Genomic DNA, 14591 nt, shown 5'->3' on the forward strand with positions numbered 1-14591 from the left:
GCGAAGGGTTGTCGAGCGTCACCACGCGTTGAGCGCGTCCAGGATCTGCGGCCGGGACTTCCACAGCTCCTCGGACCAGTAGGCCCACGAGTGGGTTCCGGCGTTGGTGAAATCGAACGTCGCGGGGATTCCGAGGGAGTTCAGCCGTAGCTGGAACGCCCGCGTGTTCGCCAGTGCAAGCGCCTCGAGCCCCATCGCGTTGGAGGTGTTGAACGAGCCGACAGAGCCGACCGGTCGGTCGAACTCGCCCAGCAGTCCGTTCCCTGAAGAGATGTAGAGCGAGAGCCCGCGTAGCTGCGGGGCGAATACGAACGGGTCGTTGCGCAGCCACGCCTTGCTCCACGGCGGACCCCACATCGAGTCGACGTTGAAACCACCCGCGTCGATCATCGCGATGCGGATCGCCTCGCGCATGCCGGGCGCCGAGATGTTGAGGTAACCGGAGAACGAGCCCGCATATCTGAACTGGTCCCGGTGGTACGCGGCGAGGGTCAGTGCCGCCGAGCCGCCCATCGACAGGCCGGTCACCGCGTTGTTGGTGCGGGACACGCCGCGCGTCGCGAGGTAGGCGGGGAGTTCCTGGGTCAGGAACGTCTCCCACTTGTAGGTGACCTGCTGACCGTTGAAGTTACTGGGCGCGTACCAGTCCGAGTAGAAGCTGGACTGCCCGCCGACCGGCATCACCAGGGTGATGTCGTCGTTGCGGAACTGCTCCAGTGCATTGGTCTCGAACGACCAGGCGTTGCGGTCGTTGCGGGCGCGTAGTCCGTCGAGCAGGTACAGCGCTGCGTTGCCACCGCGTGCCGCCCACTGGATCTGGACCTTGATCGGCCCCATGCTGGACGTGACGAAGACCTCCTCGTAGCCGCCGGCGGGCGCTGCCGATGCGGCCGTGGTCCCGGCGAACGTGCCGAACATGGGCAGCGTGAGCGCCGCCACGGCGATACCGGCCAGTCGTTGCTTGAGTCGCTTCGACAGCCTCGGCCGATGGATCCGCATAGGTTCGCCTCTTTCCCCCAACGATGCGGCATCGTTCCTGTAGCGCCCCCGCGCACTGTGCCGTCACGTCGTCGTCGATGTTCTAGGAAGGGTCCATTGCCGCAGACGGAGTGTCCGCCGAATGCGGCAACATCTATCGGATCGTGACCTTTCCGGGGAGTCCGGTGTACTGGATGCGTGTACTGGGGGCGGTGTACAGGTAGCATCGACGATCCGACAGTTGTGCAGCCGATTCGCCTGGGATTTGCCCCCATCTACCCGTGGCAGGCTGCAGGAAGGGGCTCCCACACATGAGCGGCCACTCCAAATGGGCCACCACCAAGCACAAGAAGGCTGTGATCGACGCCAAGCGCGGCAAAGCCTTCGCGAAGCTGGTCAAGAATATCGAGGTGGCGGCTCGTATCGGTGGCGGCGATCCTACGGGCAACCCGACGCTGCACGACGCGATCCAGAAGGCCAAGAAGACCTCGGTCCCGAACGACAACATCGAGCGTGCGCGCAAGCGTGGTGCCGGCGAGGAAGCGGGCGGCGCGGACTGGCAGACCATCATGTACGAGGGTTACGGGCCCAATGGCGTCGCGGTCTTGATCGAATGCCTCACCGACAACCGCAATCGTGCAGCCGGCGAGGTTCGCACCGCGATGACCCGCAACGGCGGCAACATGGCGGATCCGGGATCTGTCTCGTACCTGTTCTCCCGCAAGGGCGTCGTGGTGCTCGAGAAGAACGGGCGAACCGAAGACGATCTGCTCGAGATCGTGCTCGAAGCGGGTGCCGAGGAGATCAATGATCTCGGTGAGGAGTTCGAGATCGTCTGCGAGGCAGGCGATCTGATCCCCGTGCGTACCGCGCTGGTCGAGGCGGGGGTGGACTACGAGTCCGCCGATCCGGACTTCCGTGCCTCGGTCGAGGTTCCGGTCGATGTCGAGGGCGCGCGCAAGGTCTTCAAGCTCGTCGACGCCCTCGAGGAGTCCGACGACGTCCAGAACGTCTACACCAACATCGATATCTCGGACGAGATCCTCGCGGAGCTCGACGCCTGATCGCGGCCCAGCCTCGGCTGCGTGTCGCTGCACCACTTGCGCCCATCTCCCGCTATGCTCGAACAGCTGTTCGGGTTATTGCGAGAGGTGGGCGCGTGCGTGTTCTGGGAGTCGACCCCGGTCTGACGCGGTGCGGGTTCGGTGTCGTGGATTCCGGCCGCGGGCGCACAGTGACGCCGGTCGCGGTGGATGTCGTCCGGACGCCACCCGACATGGATCTCGCGTCGCGGCTGCTGGGCATATCCGAGGCGGCAGACCGGTGGCTGGACGAATACCAGCCGACCGTCGTAGCCGTCGAGCGGGTGTTCTCGCAGCACAATGTGCGGACTGCGATGGGTACCGCGCAGGCCGGTGGCGTCGTCGCGCTCGCCGCGGCCAAACGGGGGATTCCAGTGTGTTTCCACACTCCGAGTCAGGTCAAGGCTGCAGTCACGGGGAGTGGTAATGCCGACAAGAAGCAGGTGACCGGGATGGTCACCAAGATCCTCGGGCTGGCCGCCGCGCCCAAACCCGCCGATGCCGCCGATGCCCTTGCGCTCGCGATCTGCCATTGTTGGCGCGCACCGATGCTCGAGCGAATGGCTGTCGCGGAAGCCGCCGCGGCCGAGCAGAAGCGGCGATACGAGATACGGCTGAGGGAGATTGCGGCCGGAAAGGCGGGTGCACGGTGATCGCATCGGTGCGAGGCGAGGTTCTCGAGATCGGACTCGACCATGCGGTGATCGAGGCGGCGGGTGTCGGCTATCGCGTCAATGCCACCCCGGCGACACTCGCGACGCTTCATCGGGGGAACGATGCCCGGTTGGTCACTGCGATGATCGTGCGCGAAGACTCGATGACGCTGTACGGCTTTGCCGACGCAGAGTCGCGCGATCTGTTCGGACTGTTGCAGACGGTATCTGGAGTGGGTCCGCGGCTGGCCATGGCGACCCTCGCGGTGCTCGAGCCGGAAGCGCTGCGTAAGGCGCTCGCGGAGGGAAATGTGACTGCGCTGACCCAGGTACCGGGGATCGGCAAGCGTGGTGCCGAGCGCATGGTCGTCGAGTTGCGCGACAAGGTGGAGTCGGTTCCCCTGGCGGCGGGTCTGCCGGGTGTGGTGGCGTCGCCGGCCGCAGTGGTGCGGGAGGATGTTGTCGGAGCGCTCACAGGACTCGGCTTCCCGATCAAGCAGGCCGAACAGGCGACCGATGCGGTGGTGGCTGCCGATCCTGCGGCCACGACTTCAGTGGTGCTGCGTTCCGCGTTGGCGCTGCTCGGTAAGAACCGATGATCGGCGAGCCGGACGAGGCCGGAGACGAGTCTGCGGTAACCGCGAACTTCGTTGGTTCCGACGGCGATATCGAGGCCAGTCTGCGGCCGAGGAGCCTCGCCGATTTCGTTGGTCAACCACGCGTGCGTGAACAGCTCCAGCTGGTGCTCACCGGAGCGAAGTTGCGCGGCAGCACGCCGGACCATGTCCTGCTGTCCGGCCCGCCCGGACTCGGTAAGACGAGCATGGCGATGATCATCGCGACAGAGCTCGGCACGTCGCTTCGGCTGACCTCGGGCCCTGCGCTCGAACGAGCCGGGGACCTCGCCGCGATGCTGAGCAATCTGGTCGAGGGCGATGTGCTTTTCATCGATGAGATCCATCGGATGGCACGGCCGGCCGAAGAGATGCTCTACCTGGCGATGGAGGACTTCCGGGTCGATGTCGTCGTCGGTAAGGGGCCGGGCGCCACGTCGATTCCACTCGATGTCGCGCCCTTCACGTTGGTTGGTGCGACGACTCGCTCCGGGGCCCTGACCGGACCGTTGCGGGACCGATTCGGATTCACCGCGCACATGGACTTCTACGAACCGGAAGAGCTGCAGCAGATTCTGCTCCGATCGGCGGGCATTCTCGGTGTCGAGCTCCGGGAGGACGCCGGTGCCGAGATCGCCGGGCGCTCGCGTGGCACGCCACGCATTGCCAATCGCCTCCTGCGCCGCGTACGAGATTATGCAGAGGTCCGCGCCGACGGTGTGGTGACGCGGGACATCGCCAACGCGGCCCTGGCGGTGTACGACGTCGATGCTCTCGGGCTGGACCGCCTCGACCGTGCGGTGCTGGGCGCCCTCGTGCGTAGCTTCGGCGGCGGACCAGTGGGAGTCTCGACCCTCGCCGTCGCGGTGGGTGAGGAGCCCGCAACGGTCGAAGAGGTGTGCGAGCCGTTCCTGGTGCGCGCCGGCATGATTGCGCGCACGCCGCGAGGCCGTGTCGCGACAGCGGCGGCATGGGCGCAGCTCGGTCTGACGCCCCCACCTGACGCCGTCGCCGGCGGGATCGAGGTCCGGGCACGGGAGGCGATCGTGCCGTTAGATCCGGGCTTGTTCGCCGAGGACGAAATTTGACTCGGCGAGGATTGCCACGTCGATCGCTGAGCTAATGGCACACTGGGAGCAGCGCGGCACCGACCTGGCTCCGTGCGCGTAGCTCTGTGTAACGCTCTATGTGACCAACCCGAGGACTGACTTCCCGATGGAATTCCTGTTTCCACTTCTGATTCTTGCTCTTCTCGTGCCGATGTTCCTCGGCATTCGGCGCCAGAAGAAAGAGGTGGCGAAGACCACCGCACTCCAGGACTCGCTGGCGGTCGGTGACCGCGTCATGACTACCGCGGGGCTGCATGCGACCGTCGCAAGTCTCGCAGAGACGACCGTCGATCTCGAGATTGCGCCCGGTGTCGTGACCACCTGGTCGCGCCTGGTCATCCGCGAGCACATCGTTGACGAAGAATCTGACGGTGCCGGTGCTGATGCCGAGGGTGATGTCGTCGACGGCACGGACGAGACCCCTGATGACACCCAGCGCCGTCTGAACGGCGAGTAGCGGCGCGAGTTCCCGCCCGCCGTATCACCGCTGGGTCATCACCCATACGTCATCACCTGATCCGCACGTACTGAGGAGACAGACAGATCGTGACACCTTCGACAGGATCGGTGCATCCGCTGCGCTCGCTCACCGTGTTCGCGGTGATCGTGGGCGTGCTGTATGCGTTGGTCTTCTTCACCGGAGACAAGTCCCCTACACCCGAGTTGGGGATCGACCTGCAAGGTGGGACACGAGTCACCCTCACCGCTAGGACTCCCGACGGCAGCACGCCGAGCCAGGAAAGCCTGCGACAGGCGCAGCAGATCATCGAGACACGTGTCAACGGCCTGGGTGTGTCCGGCTCCGAGGTCGTCATCGACGGCGACAACCTGGTCATCACGGTGCCCGGTGACGACAGCGCGCAGGCCCGTTCGCTGGGCCAGACCGCGCGTCTGTACATCCGTCCGGTGATCGGTTCGCAGGCCGCGGCCGCGCCGGGGGCGGCACAGGCTCCCGTCGAGGCGCCGAGCACTCAGGCGCCGGTGCCGTCGGAACCTGCCGCGACACCTCAGGTGCAGGAGCGTCCGTTTCCGGCGCAAGACCCGTCTGAGCCCTCTCTGGTGCCCTCTCCGACGCCCACGCCGGAGCCTGCCGCGCCCGCGCCGTCGGGTGAGCCGGCTCCCGGCTCGCCCGAGGCCGCGGCCGCCGAGATTGCGAAGGCCAAGGCCACCCGTCAAAGCGAGGATCCCGCGGTTCAGCAACAGGCGATGGCCACGCTCGACTGTTCGGCGCCCGACCCGCTCCAGGGCAACGACGATCCGGCGCTGCCGCTGGTGGCGTGCTCCACTGACGGCACCACTGTCTACCTCCTGGCACCGACCATCATCGACGGGCAGGAGATCTCCGACGCGTCGTCCGGATTCAACAGCCAGCAGTCTCGCCACGAGGTGAGCCTGAGCTTCAAGTCCAGCGGCAGCTCCACGTGGGCGCAGTTCACGTCGTCGAACATCGGCAAGCAGGCGGCGTTCACGCTGGACTCGCAGGTGGTCAGCGCACCGGTCGTGCAGGGCGCGACGCCGGTCGGAAGTTCGACGTCGATCACCGGCCAGTTCACCCAGACGCAGGCCCAGGAGCTCGCGAACACCCTCAAGTACGGCTCGCTGCCGCTGTCGTTCCAGGCGTCGGAGGCCGAGACGGTGTCCGCGACCCTGGGGCTCGCCTCCCTCGAGGCCGGCCTGATCGCCGGCGCCGTCGGCCTGGTGCTGGTCCTCATCTACTGCCTCGTGTACTACCGGATGCTGGGTGTGCTGACCGCGCTGTCGCTGGTGTTGTCGGGAATCATGGTTTACGCGGTGATGGTGCTACTCGGCAGGTACATCGGCTTCACTCTGGACCTGGCGGGAATCGCCGGTCTGATCATCGGTATCGGTATGACCGCGGATTCGTTCGTGTTGTTCTTCGAGCGGATCAAGGACGAGATACGTGAAGGCCGAAGCTTCAGGTCTGCCGTGCCCCGCGGTTGGGCCCGTGCGCGCCGCACCATCCTGACCGGTAACGCGGTCAGTTTCATCGCCGCCGCCGTCCTGTATGTCCTCGCAGTCGGCCAGGTGCGCGGTTTCGCCTTCACTCTCGGCCTGTCGACGATCCTCAACGTGGTCGTGGTGTTCCTGGTGACGTGGCCGCTCGTCTACATGGCCTCGAAGTCCCGCTTCTGGGCGAAGCCCAGCGTCAACGGATTCGGTGCGGTCCAGCAGATCGCTCGGGAACGCAGGACCGTCGCCGCGTCGACCTCGGCATCGTCCGACATGGAGGCATAAAGCAATGAGCGAATCGAACACTTCCGCAGTCGACAAGGGTGCAGCTACCACGGACGCCGGTGTCAACCAGGCGCTGATGCCGCATCGCAGCTGGCTGCAGCGCCTGTACACGGGAACCGGAGGATTCGACATCATCGGCCGGCGGCGGTTCTGCTACCTGCTGACCGGTGCATTCGTGGTGCTGTCGCTGCTGAGCATGTTGGTGCGCGGCTTCAGCCTCGGAATCGAGTTCGAGGGCGGTACTCGAATCCAGTTCCCGGCTTCGGCGGGCGTCACTACCGAGCAGGTCGAGACGGTGTACTCGGACAGTCTCGGCTCCGCGCCGGTGTCGGTCCAGGCGGTCGGGTCGGGCGCCGGGTCGTCGATGGACATCCGTTCGGAGGCGCTCGATCCCGGACAGGTCAGGACGCTGCAGAACGCACTGTTCGACACCTTCCATCCCGAGGACAGCAACGGCATACCTTCGATAAACGCGATCAGTGTCGCGAACGTCAGCGAGACGTGGGGTGGTCAGATCACCGAGAAGGCGCTGATCGCGCTGTTGGTGTTCCTGGTCATCGTCAGTATCTACATCGCGATACGGTTCGAACGGGACATGGCGGTGGCCGCGATCGTGTCGCTGTTCTTCGGCATCATCATTACGGCAGGCATCTACGCGCTCGTCGGATTCGAGGTCACACCGGCGACGGTGATCGGTCTGCTCACGATTCTCGGCTTCTCGCTGTACGACACGGTCGTGGTCTTCGACAAGGTCGATGAGAACACCCGGGGAATCCTGCACTTGAACCGGCGAACCTACGCCGAGCAGGCCAACCTGGCCGTCAACCAGACTCTGATGCGCTCGATCAACACCATGGTGATCTCGATCCTGCCGGTGGTGGCCCTGATGGTGGTCGCGGTGTGGTTGCTCGGTGTCGGCACCCTCAAGGACCTGGCGCTCGTGCAGCTCGTCGGCATCGTGGTCGGCGCGTATTCCTCGATCTTCACGGCGACACCGATGCTCGTCAGCATCAAGGAGCGCTGGGGGCCGGTGGCCGCGCACACCAAGAAGGTGTTGGCCAAGCGGGCAGCAGCGTCAGGGTCGAACGGCGGAGTTGGAGAGCTAGTGGAGGCGAGGACTCGGCCGTCCGCAGGCAAGGCACCGGCGCCGGGCGCCGCGCCGACCGGAAAGCGCAACAAGAAGAGGCACTGACATGCCGGAAGCGAAGACGCCCCGCCGGAACCGCAGCCGTGCCGTCAGATCGCTCGTCGCCCTGACCGCCACGGCAGCGGTGGGTGCGACCGCAGCATGCGGCAACAGTGCCGATCAGGTTCCGTCCCTCGGCTATGCGATCGACAACGTGGTCACCACGTACAACGGCAACACCGTTGACGGTGCGGCCACCGGCGCGGTGCAGGCGCTGGGCCGGGTGCTGACGGGTATGAGCTACACAGGACCGTCGGGCAGCCCCGTCGCGGACACCGATTTCGGGACCGCGAGTGTGCTGCCCGGCGATGTGTTCACCGTGCAATACCGTCTCAATCCTTCGGCGGTTTACTCGGACGGGGTGCCCGTATCCTGCGATGATCTGGTGCTGGCGTGGGCCGCGGGTAGTGGGCGTTTCACTCGTCCGGGTGACGGCGGGGCGCCCGTTTCGTTGTTCGCATCCGCCACGCGTGCCGGCTATGCCGACATCGACCGGGTCGACTGCCAGCCCGGGTCCAAGGACGCCACCGTGGTGTTCAAACCGGGGCGCGGATTCCTCGACTGGCGGTCGCTGTTCGGCGCCACCGAGGTCATGCCGGCACATGTGGCTGCGCAGGCTGCGGGCGTGCCGGACCTGGTCGGCGCGGTCCGATCCGGCGACGGCGATGCGGTCGCCCGGATCGCGGACTTCTGGAACTCGGGCTGGAGTCTCACACCCGGGGAGCTCGATCTCGCGCGGTTCCCGTCGTCGGGTCCGTACCGGATCGACTCCTACACCGAGGACGATGGTCTGGTGCTCGTCGAGAACGAGCGCTGGTGGGGAAACAAGCCAGCCACTTCCCGGATTGTCGTGTGGCCCAAGGGTACTGACGTCCAGTCCCGCATCGCCGACGGCGATGTCGAGGTTGTCGACATCGGTGCAGGCTCGATCGGCGGGCTCGACCTCGGCGGCTTCGAGGTGACGGACGAGCCGTCGCGCAGCCTGGAGCAGCTCGTGTTGGCGACCCGCGGCACACTCGGCTCCGTCGACGCCCGCCGTGCGCTCGCGCTGTGCCTGCCACGGCAGCAATTGTTCGACGAGCTGGGTCACCCGGGATTCGACCGACCCGTCGGCCTCGGATCGGGTGTCGTCGATTCTCGGATGACGGCGCCGGACACCCTCTTCTATACGTCCGCGGTCGCCGCGGAAGGCGGGATCTACACCGACCCCGACATCCCCGGCGCCGTCGCTGCACGTGAACGCGCGGGACAACCGAACCTGACAGTGCGCGTCGGCTATCTCGGGCCGGATGACCGCCGGGCACGGACCGTTCAGATGATCGCTGCGTCCTGCGCCCCGGCCGGCATCACGGTCGAGGACGCGAGCTCGCCGATTTTCTCCCCGACGGCACTCGGTGCCGGGCAGGTGGACGCGGTGCTCGCGGGAACGGCATCGGCGGCCGGTACCGCGGGCACGGCGGCGGAGACGGACGCCGCGTACGCGCTGCACTCGGGTAACGGCACCAATTTCGGGGGCTTTGCCAACGGCCGCCTCGACCGGATCATCGACCAGCTGGCGGTCGACGCGTCACTCTCGGCGCGGATGTCGCTGTCCGGAGAAGCAGAGGCGATCCTGTGGGACGACATGCCCACCGTGCCGCTGTTCGACCAGCCGCGGACGACGGCCCACACAAGCGGTATGCACGCAGTGGTGCCCAATCCGACGAGGTCCGGTGCGGGATGGAACATGGACAGGTGGATACTGCTCAGGTGATTTCGCGGATGGATACGCCAGGGGTGTCGACACCGGAGCTTGCTGCAGCGTTGGACAGGGCCGGTGAGGCCGTGTCCCGGCTAACCCGGTGGTGCGAGGATTTCCCGACGTCCGGTGTCCGGTTTGCCGACCTCACCCCGGTGTTCGCGGACAGTGCGGGTTACCGGGCCGTCATCGATGGCCTGGCCGCGGCCGGGACCGGGGCTGACGTCGTCGCCGGCGTCGATGCCCGGGGATTTCTGCTCGGTGGCGGTGCGGCGCTCGAGTTGGGTTGCGGCGTTCTTGCGGTCCGCAAGGCCGGCAAGTTGCCGCCGCCGGTGCACTCGGAGAGCTACTCACTCGAGTACGGTGCCGCGACGTTGGAGATCCCGTGCGATGCGCCCGACCTCGCGGGCCGACGGGTCTTCGTGATCGACGATGTACTCGCGACCGGTGGGACACTGCTCGCGGCGGCAGATTTGCTGACTCGTGCCGGGGCTGAGGTCGTCGGTGTCGCCGTCGTGCTCGAGATCGAGGAGCTGGGCGGTCGCGCCCGGTTCGACCGGTACCCGCTGACATCGCTCGTGCGGGTCTGAGGACTAGAGTTGTGCCTGGTGGTGCTGCAGTGCCACCGGGTCCCGAGGGACCGCCCGCATCGCGGCGGCAGGAGGTGACGGCTTGACCCAGCATCTTGACCGGTCCCAGAACACAGGTGCGACGGAAACAGGTGCGACGCCTCCTGTCGAGAAGTCTGCGCCCGCGTCGGTACCGACATCGGCATCGCGACGGGTGCGTGCCCGGCTGGCGCGCCGGATCACCGGTCAGCGCAACACGCCTATTCGTCCGGTTCTCGAACCTCTGGTGACGGTTCATCGGGAGCTGTACCCGAAGGCGGATCTCACACTGCTGCAGCGCGCGTACGACGTCGCCGAGCAGCGACACGCGACCCAGTTCCGCAAGTCCGGCGATCCGTACATCACGCACCCACTTGCGGTGGCGAGCATCCTTGCCGAACTCGGAATGGACACCACGACACTGGTGGCAGCGCTGCTGCACGACACCGTCGAGGACACCGGGTATTCGCTCGCGGAGCTCACCGACGAGTTCGGTGACGAGGTGGCGCACCTCGTCGACGGCGTCACCAAGCTCGACAAGGTCGTCCTCGGCTCGGCCGCTGAGGGCGAGACGATCCGCAAGATGATCATCGCGATGGCGCGCGATCCGCGCGTCCTGGTGATCAAGGTGGCAGACCGGCTGCACAACATGCGCACGATGCGTTTCCTGCCGCCGGAGAAGCAGGCCCGCAAGGCCCGCGAGACACTGGAAGTGATTGCGCCGCTGGCCCATCGCCTCGGCATGGCGACGGTCAAATGGGAGCTCGAGGATCTCTCGTTCGCGATCCTGCATCCGAAGAAGTACGACGAGATCGTCCGCCTGGTCGCCGATCGCGCGCCGTCGCGGGACATCTACCTTGCGAAGGTGCGGGCGGAGATCAACGCGACGCTGGCGGCATCGCGGATCAGCGCGGTCGTGGAGGGCCGGCCCAAGCACTACTGGTCCATTTACCAGAAGATGATCGTCAAGGGCCGCGACTTCGACGACATCCACGACCTGGTCGGGGTGCGGATCCTGTGCGACGAGATCCGCGATTGTTACGCCGCCGTCGGCGTCGTGCACTCCCTCTGGCAGCCGATGGCGGGGCGGTTCAAGGACTACATCGCGCAGCCGCGCTACGGGGTGTATCAATCCCTGCACACCACGGTCATCGGTCCCGAGGGCAAGCCGCTCGAGGTCCAGATCCGCACGCGGGACATGCACCGCACCGCGGAGTTCGGCATCGCCGCACACTGGCGGTACAAGGAGCTCCGCGGAAAGAACTCGGCCAAGCAGGATTCGGCCGAGGTCGACGACATGGCGTGGATGCGCCAGCTGCTCGACTGGCAGCGAGAAGCCGCGGATCCGGGGGAGTTCCTCGAGTCGCTGCGCTACGACCTGGCGGTCAAGGAGATCTTTGTCTTCACCCCGAAGGGGGATGTGGTGACGTTGCCGGCGGGATCGACCCCGGTCGACTTCGCGTACGCGGTGCACACGGAGGTGGGACACCGGTGCATCGGTGCCCGGGTGAACGGCCGGCTGGTCGCGCTGGAACGCACACTCGAGAACGGTGAGGTCGTCGAGGTGTTCACCTCGAAGGCAGCCAATGCCGGACCGAGCCGCGACTGGCAGACCTTCGTGGTCTCGCCGCGGGCGAAGACCAAGATCCGCCAGTGGTTCGCCAAGGAGCGCCGCGAGGAGGCACTCGAGGCCGGCAAGGATGCCATCGCCAAAGAGGTTCGCCGCGGCGGTCTTCCCTTGCAGCGCTTGATGAATGCCGAGTCGATGTCCTCGATTGCGCTCGAGTTGCGTTATGCAGACGTCTCGGCGCTCTACACCGCGGTGGGTGAGCACAACGCTTCGGCGCAACATGTGGTGCAGCGGCTGGTCGCGCACCTCGGTGGTGTGGGCGACGTCGAGGAGGAGCTGGCGGAGCGGTCGACCCCGTCGACCATCCCGACTCGGCCCCGCGCTGGTTCCGGTGACGCAGGCATCTTGGTGCCCGGTGCGCCGGGTACGGTCGCCAAGCTCGCGAAGTGTTGCACCCCGGTTCCGGGCGACGAGATCATGGGCTTCGTGACCCGCGGAGGCGCGGTGAGCGTGCACCGCACGGATTGCACCAATGCGGGCTCGCTACGGCAGCAGTCGGAGCGGATCATCGATGTCCAGTGGGCGCCTTCGCCGTCGTCGGTGTTCCTGGTTGCCATCCAGATCGAGGCACTGGATCGGCACCGGCTGTTGTCGGACGTGACGAAGGCACTCGCCGACGAGAAGGTGAACATCCTGTCGGCGTCGGTGACGACATCGGGCGACCGGGTTGCGGTCAGCAAGTTCACGTTCGAGATGGGAGACCCGAAGCATCTGGGTCATGTGCTGAACGTGGTGCGCAACGTCGAGGGCGTCTACGACGTCTACCGCGTGACGTCAGCGGCGTAGCTTGCGGAGCCGCCGTTCGGCCAGCGGCGTAGCTTGCGGAGCCGCCGTTCGGCCAGCGGCGTAGCTTGTGGAGCCGCCGTTCCCGAGAACGGTTGAAGGTGCCCTTCATGCGCTGTGCGCGCATCAAGGGCACCTTCAGCTTTCGTGGTGTGTCAGCCGACCTTGGCGGTCTCGATGTTCACTGCCATGTTGGGGGCGCCGCCGCCCGCCGGCATAGATCCGTCGTCACCAGCCGCGGCGACCTTCCCGATGGTGGCCAGGCCCTCGTCGGAGATGGTGCCGAAGACCGTGTACTGCGGGGGTAGCACCGAGTCCTCGTAGACGAGGAAAAACTGGCTGCCGTTGGTGTCCGGGCCGGCGTTGGCCATCGCGACGGTGCCGCGCGGGTAGACCATTGCGCTCTGCGCGGCGGGTTCACCGGGGGCGAACTGATTGGTGGGGTACTCGTTGGCGAACTGGTACCCCGGCCCGCCGCTGCCGCGACCGGTCGGATCGCCGCACTGCAGGAGGTGCAGGCCCTGGCCGGTGACGAGCCGGTGGCAGGGGGTGTTGTCGAAGTAGCCCTGTTCGGTAAGGCTCACGAAGCTGTTGACGGTGCAGGGGGCCGCGACGCGATTGAGCGTGAGCCCGATCGGTCCCGCCGTGGTGGTGAGGGCGACGTTCACGGTGCCCTCGTCGGAGACTCCGGTCGCGTTCGGGACGTTCACCGTCTTCGCGCCCTGGCCTGCGGGTGCGTAGCCGCAGTCGACCGTCGGCGACGCCGGTGTGGGGACGGCGGGCAGTGCCGCGTACTGCGACATGTCGATCTTGGGCGCGGCCGGAGTGGTCCACATGCTCGACGAGCTCGTGCTCGCCGATTCGGAGCTTTCGTTGTCGCTCGAGCAGCCCGTCAGCACGAGTGCCGCGCCGAGAGCGAGGCCGGTGATTGCCAGTGTTGTGCGCTTCATCAGTCGAGCCTCACACTCTTGATGTCGATGGGCAGGTTCGGCTTGCCGCCGCCTGCGGAAACGGATCCGTCGTCTCCGGCTGCGGCCACCTTCTCGATGGTCTGCAGGCCGGTCTCGTCGATGGTGCCGAAGACGGTGTACTGCGGTGGCAGCTGCGAGTCGCCGTAGACGAGGAAGAACTGGCTGCCGTTGGTGTCGGGGCCGGCGTTGGCCATCGCGATGGTGCCGCGCGGGTACGTGACCGGCATCTGGGCGGCCGGATCGCCCGGCGCGTACTGGTCGGTGGGGAACTCGTTCGCGAACTGGTAGCCGGGGCCGCCGGCGCCGGTGGCGCTGGGGTCGCCGCACTGCAGGACCTGCAGGCCCTGGCTGGTGACGAGCCGGTGGCAGGGGGTGTTGTCGAAGTAGCCCTGGGATGCGAGGCTGACGAAGCTGTTGACCGTGCAGGGCGCGGCGGCGTTGTCCAGCGTCAGCCCGATGTTGCCCTGAGTGGTCTCGACACTGGCGCTGACCGTGGCGACGGTGGTGTCGATGCCTTCGGTGCGCGGCGGTGTGTTGGGGCGAGCCGGGTCGCCGCCGGGCGTGTATGTGCAGTTGACGAGGTTCGGCAGCGGTTCTGCGCGGCCCGCTGGCAGGACGCCCGGCTGCGGTGTCTCGGATGCCGCGGTGTTCTCGGTGGAGCTGGTGTCGTCCTTGCCGCTGAGGGTCACCACGACCGCTCCGACGGCCACAACGACGATGACACCGACGATGGACCCGGCGATCGTCAGTTGCTTGCGCTTGCGAGCGCGTGCGGCGCGCCGTTCGAGCTGGCGTTCCAGCTTTCGTTTAGCCGCCTCACGGCGCTGCTCATTGCTCGGCACTGCAGTCGTCCTCCCGTATGTTTCGATCGCTGCGTTCAGTGGCGCCCGTCACCGCCGGTGAGCCGGCTCGAGTCTGCCACTCCAACCTGAGAACATCCTGGCGGGACGGCAGCCTAGGCTGTATTGACCCGTAAGGACCCG

General features: G+C 66.6%; 13 protein-coding genes. 10 read left to right on the forward strand and 3 right to left on the reverse strand.

Annotated elements, in window-relative coordinates; genetic code table 11:
• Window positions 1-18: 18 nt before the first annotated feature.
• Complete coding sequence (locus ERC79_RS21985; protein WP_131580465.1) at window positions 19-999, reverse strand: alpha/beta hydrolase family protein; 981 nt, start codon at window positions 997-999, stop codon at window positions 19-21.
• Window positions 1000-1289: 290 nt separating this feature from the next.
• On the opposite strand from ERC79_RS21985, the gene ERC79_RS21990 reads away from it, so the two are divergent.
• From ERC79_RS21990 to ERC79_RS22035, 10 genes are all read left to right on the forward strand, one after another.
• On the forward strand, window positions 1290-2042 hold the full coding sequence (locus ERC79_RS21990; RefSeq protein WP_131580466.1) for a YebC/PmpR family DNA-binding transcriptional regulator: 753 nt from the start codon (window positions 1290-1292) through the stop codon (window positions 2040-2042).
• A 95-nt stretch (window positions 2043-2137) separates the two neighbouring features.
• Window positions 2138-2713, forward strand: coding sequence for a crossover junction endodeoxyribonuclease RuvC (gene ruvC / locus ERC79_RS21995; protein WP_131580467.1), 576 nt, complete (start codon window positions 2138-2140; stop codon window positions 2711-2713).
• Window positions 2710-3312, forward strand: coding sequence for a Holliday junction branch migration protein RuvA (ruvA, locus tag ERC79_RS22000; protein ID WP_131580468.1), 603 nt, complete (start codon window positions 2710-2712; stop codon window positions 3310-3312). The genes ruvC and ruvA overlap by 4 nt, the downstream gene beginning before the upstream one ends.
• On the forward strand, window positions 3309-4415 hold the full coding sequence (gene ruvB, locus ERC79_RS22005; RefSeq protein WP_131580469.1) for a Holliday junction branch migration DNA helicase RuvB: 1107 nt from the start codon (window positions 3309-3311) through the stop codon (window positions 4413-4415). Before ruvA ends, ruvB begins: the two co-directional genes overlap by 4 nt.
• A 127-nt stretch (window positions 4416-4542) precedes the next feature.
• Window positions 4543-4893: a preprotein translocase subunit YajC gene (yajC, locus tag ERC79_RS22010; protein WP_131580470.1), complete on the forward strand. Its 351-nt coding sequence runs from the start codon at window positions 4543-4545 to the stop codon at window positions 4891-4893.
• Between the two features lie 89 nt (window positions 4894-4982).
• Entirely contained in the window at window positions 4983-6692 is a 1710-nt protein-coding gene (secD, locus tag ERC79_RS22015; RefSeq protein ID WP_131580471.1) for a protein translocase subunit SecD, read from the forward strand.
• A 4-nt stretch (window positions 6693-6696) separates the two neighbouring features.
• Window positions 6697-7884 carry a protein translocase subunit SecF gene (secF, locus tag ERC79_RS22020; protein WP_131580472.1) on the forward strand — a complete coding sequence of 396 codons (1188 nt, stop codon included), beginning with the start codon at window positions 6697-6699 and terminating at the stop codon, window positions 7882-7884.
• 1 nt (window position 7885) lies between these two features.
• Window positions 7886-9631, forward strand: coding sequence for an ABC transporter substrate-binding protein (locus ERC79_RS22025; RefSeq protein WP_131580473.1), 1746 nt, complete (start codon window positions 7886-7888; stop codon window positions 9629-9631).
• 8 nt (window positions 9632-9639) lie between these two features.
• Complete coding sequence (locus ERC79_RS22030) at window positions 9640-10206, forward strand: adenine phosphoribosyltransferase (RefSeq protein ID WP_131581451.1); 567 nt, start codon at window positions 9640-9642, stop codon at window positions 10204-10206.
• Window positions 10207-10288: 82 nt separating this feature from the next.
• A complete protein-coding gene (locus tag ERC79_RS22035; protein ID WP_131580474.1) occupies window positions 10289-12640 on the forward strand; it encodes a RelA/SpoT family protein in 2352 nt (783 codons plus the stop codon).
• A 152-nt stretch (window positions 12641-12792) separates the two neighbouring features.
• Here ERC79_RS22035 and ERC79_RS22040 read toward each other — a convergent pair whose 3' ends face one another.
• Window positions 12793-13587: a peptidylprolyl isomerase gene (locus tag ERC79_RS22040; protein WP_131580475.1), complete on the reverse strand. Its 795-nt coding sequence runs from the start codon at window positions 13585-13587 to the stop codon at window positions 12793-12795.
• A complete protein-coding gene (locus tag ERC79_RS22045) occupies window positions 13587-14450 on the reverse strand; it encodes a peptidylprolyl isomerase (RefSeq protein WP_131580476.1) in 864 nt (287 codons plus the stop codon). The genes ERC79_RS22040 and ERC79_RS22045 overlap by 1 nt, the downstream gene beginning before the upstream one ends.
• Window positions 14451-14591 lie beyond the last annotated feature (141 nt).

The sequence above is a fragment of the Rhodococcus sp. ABRD24 genome (assembly GCF_004328705.1).
GTDB lineage: Bacteria > Actinomycetota > Actinomycetes > Mycobacteriales > Mycobacteriaceae > Prescottella.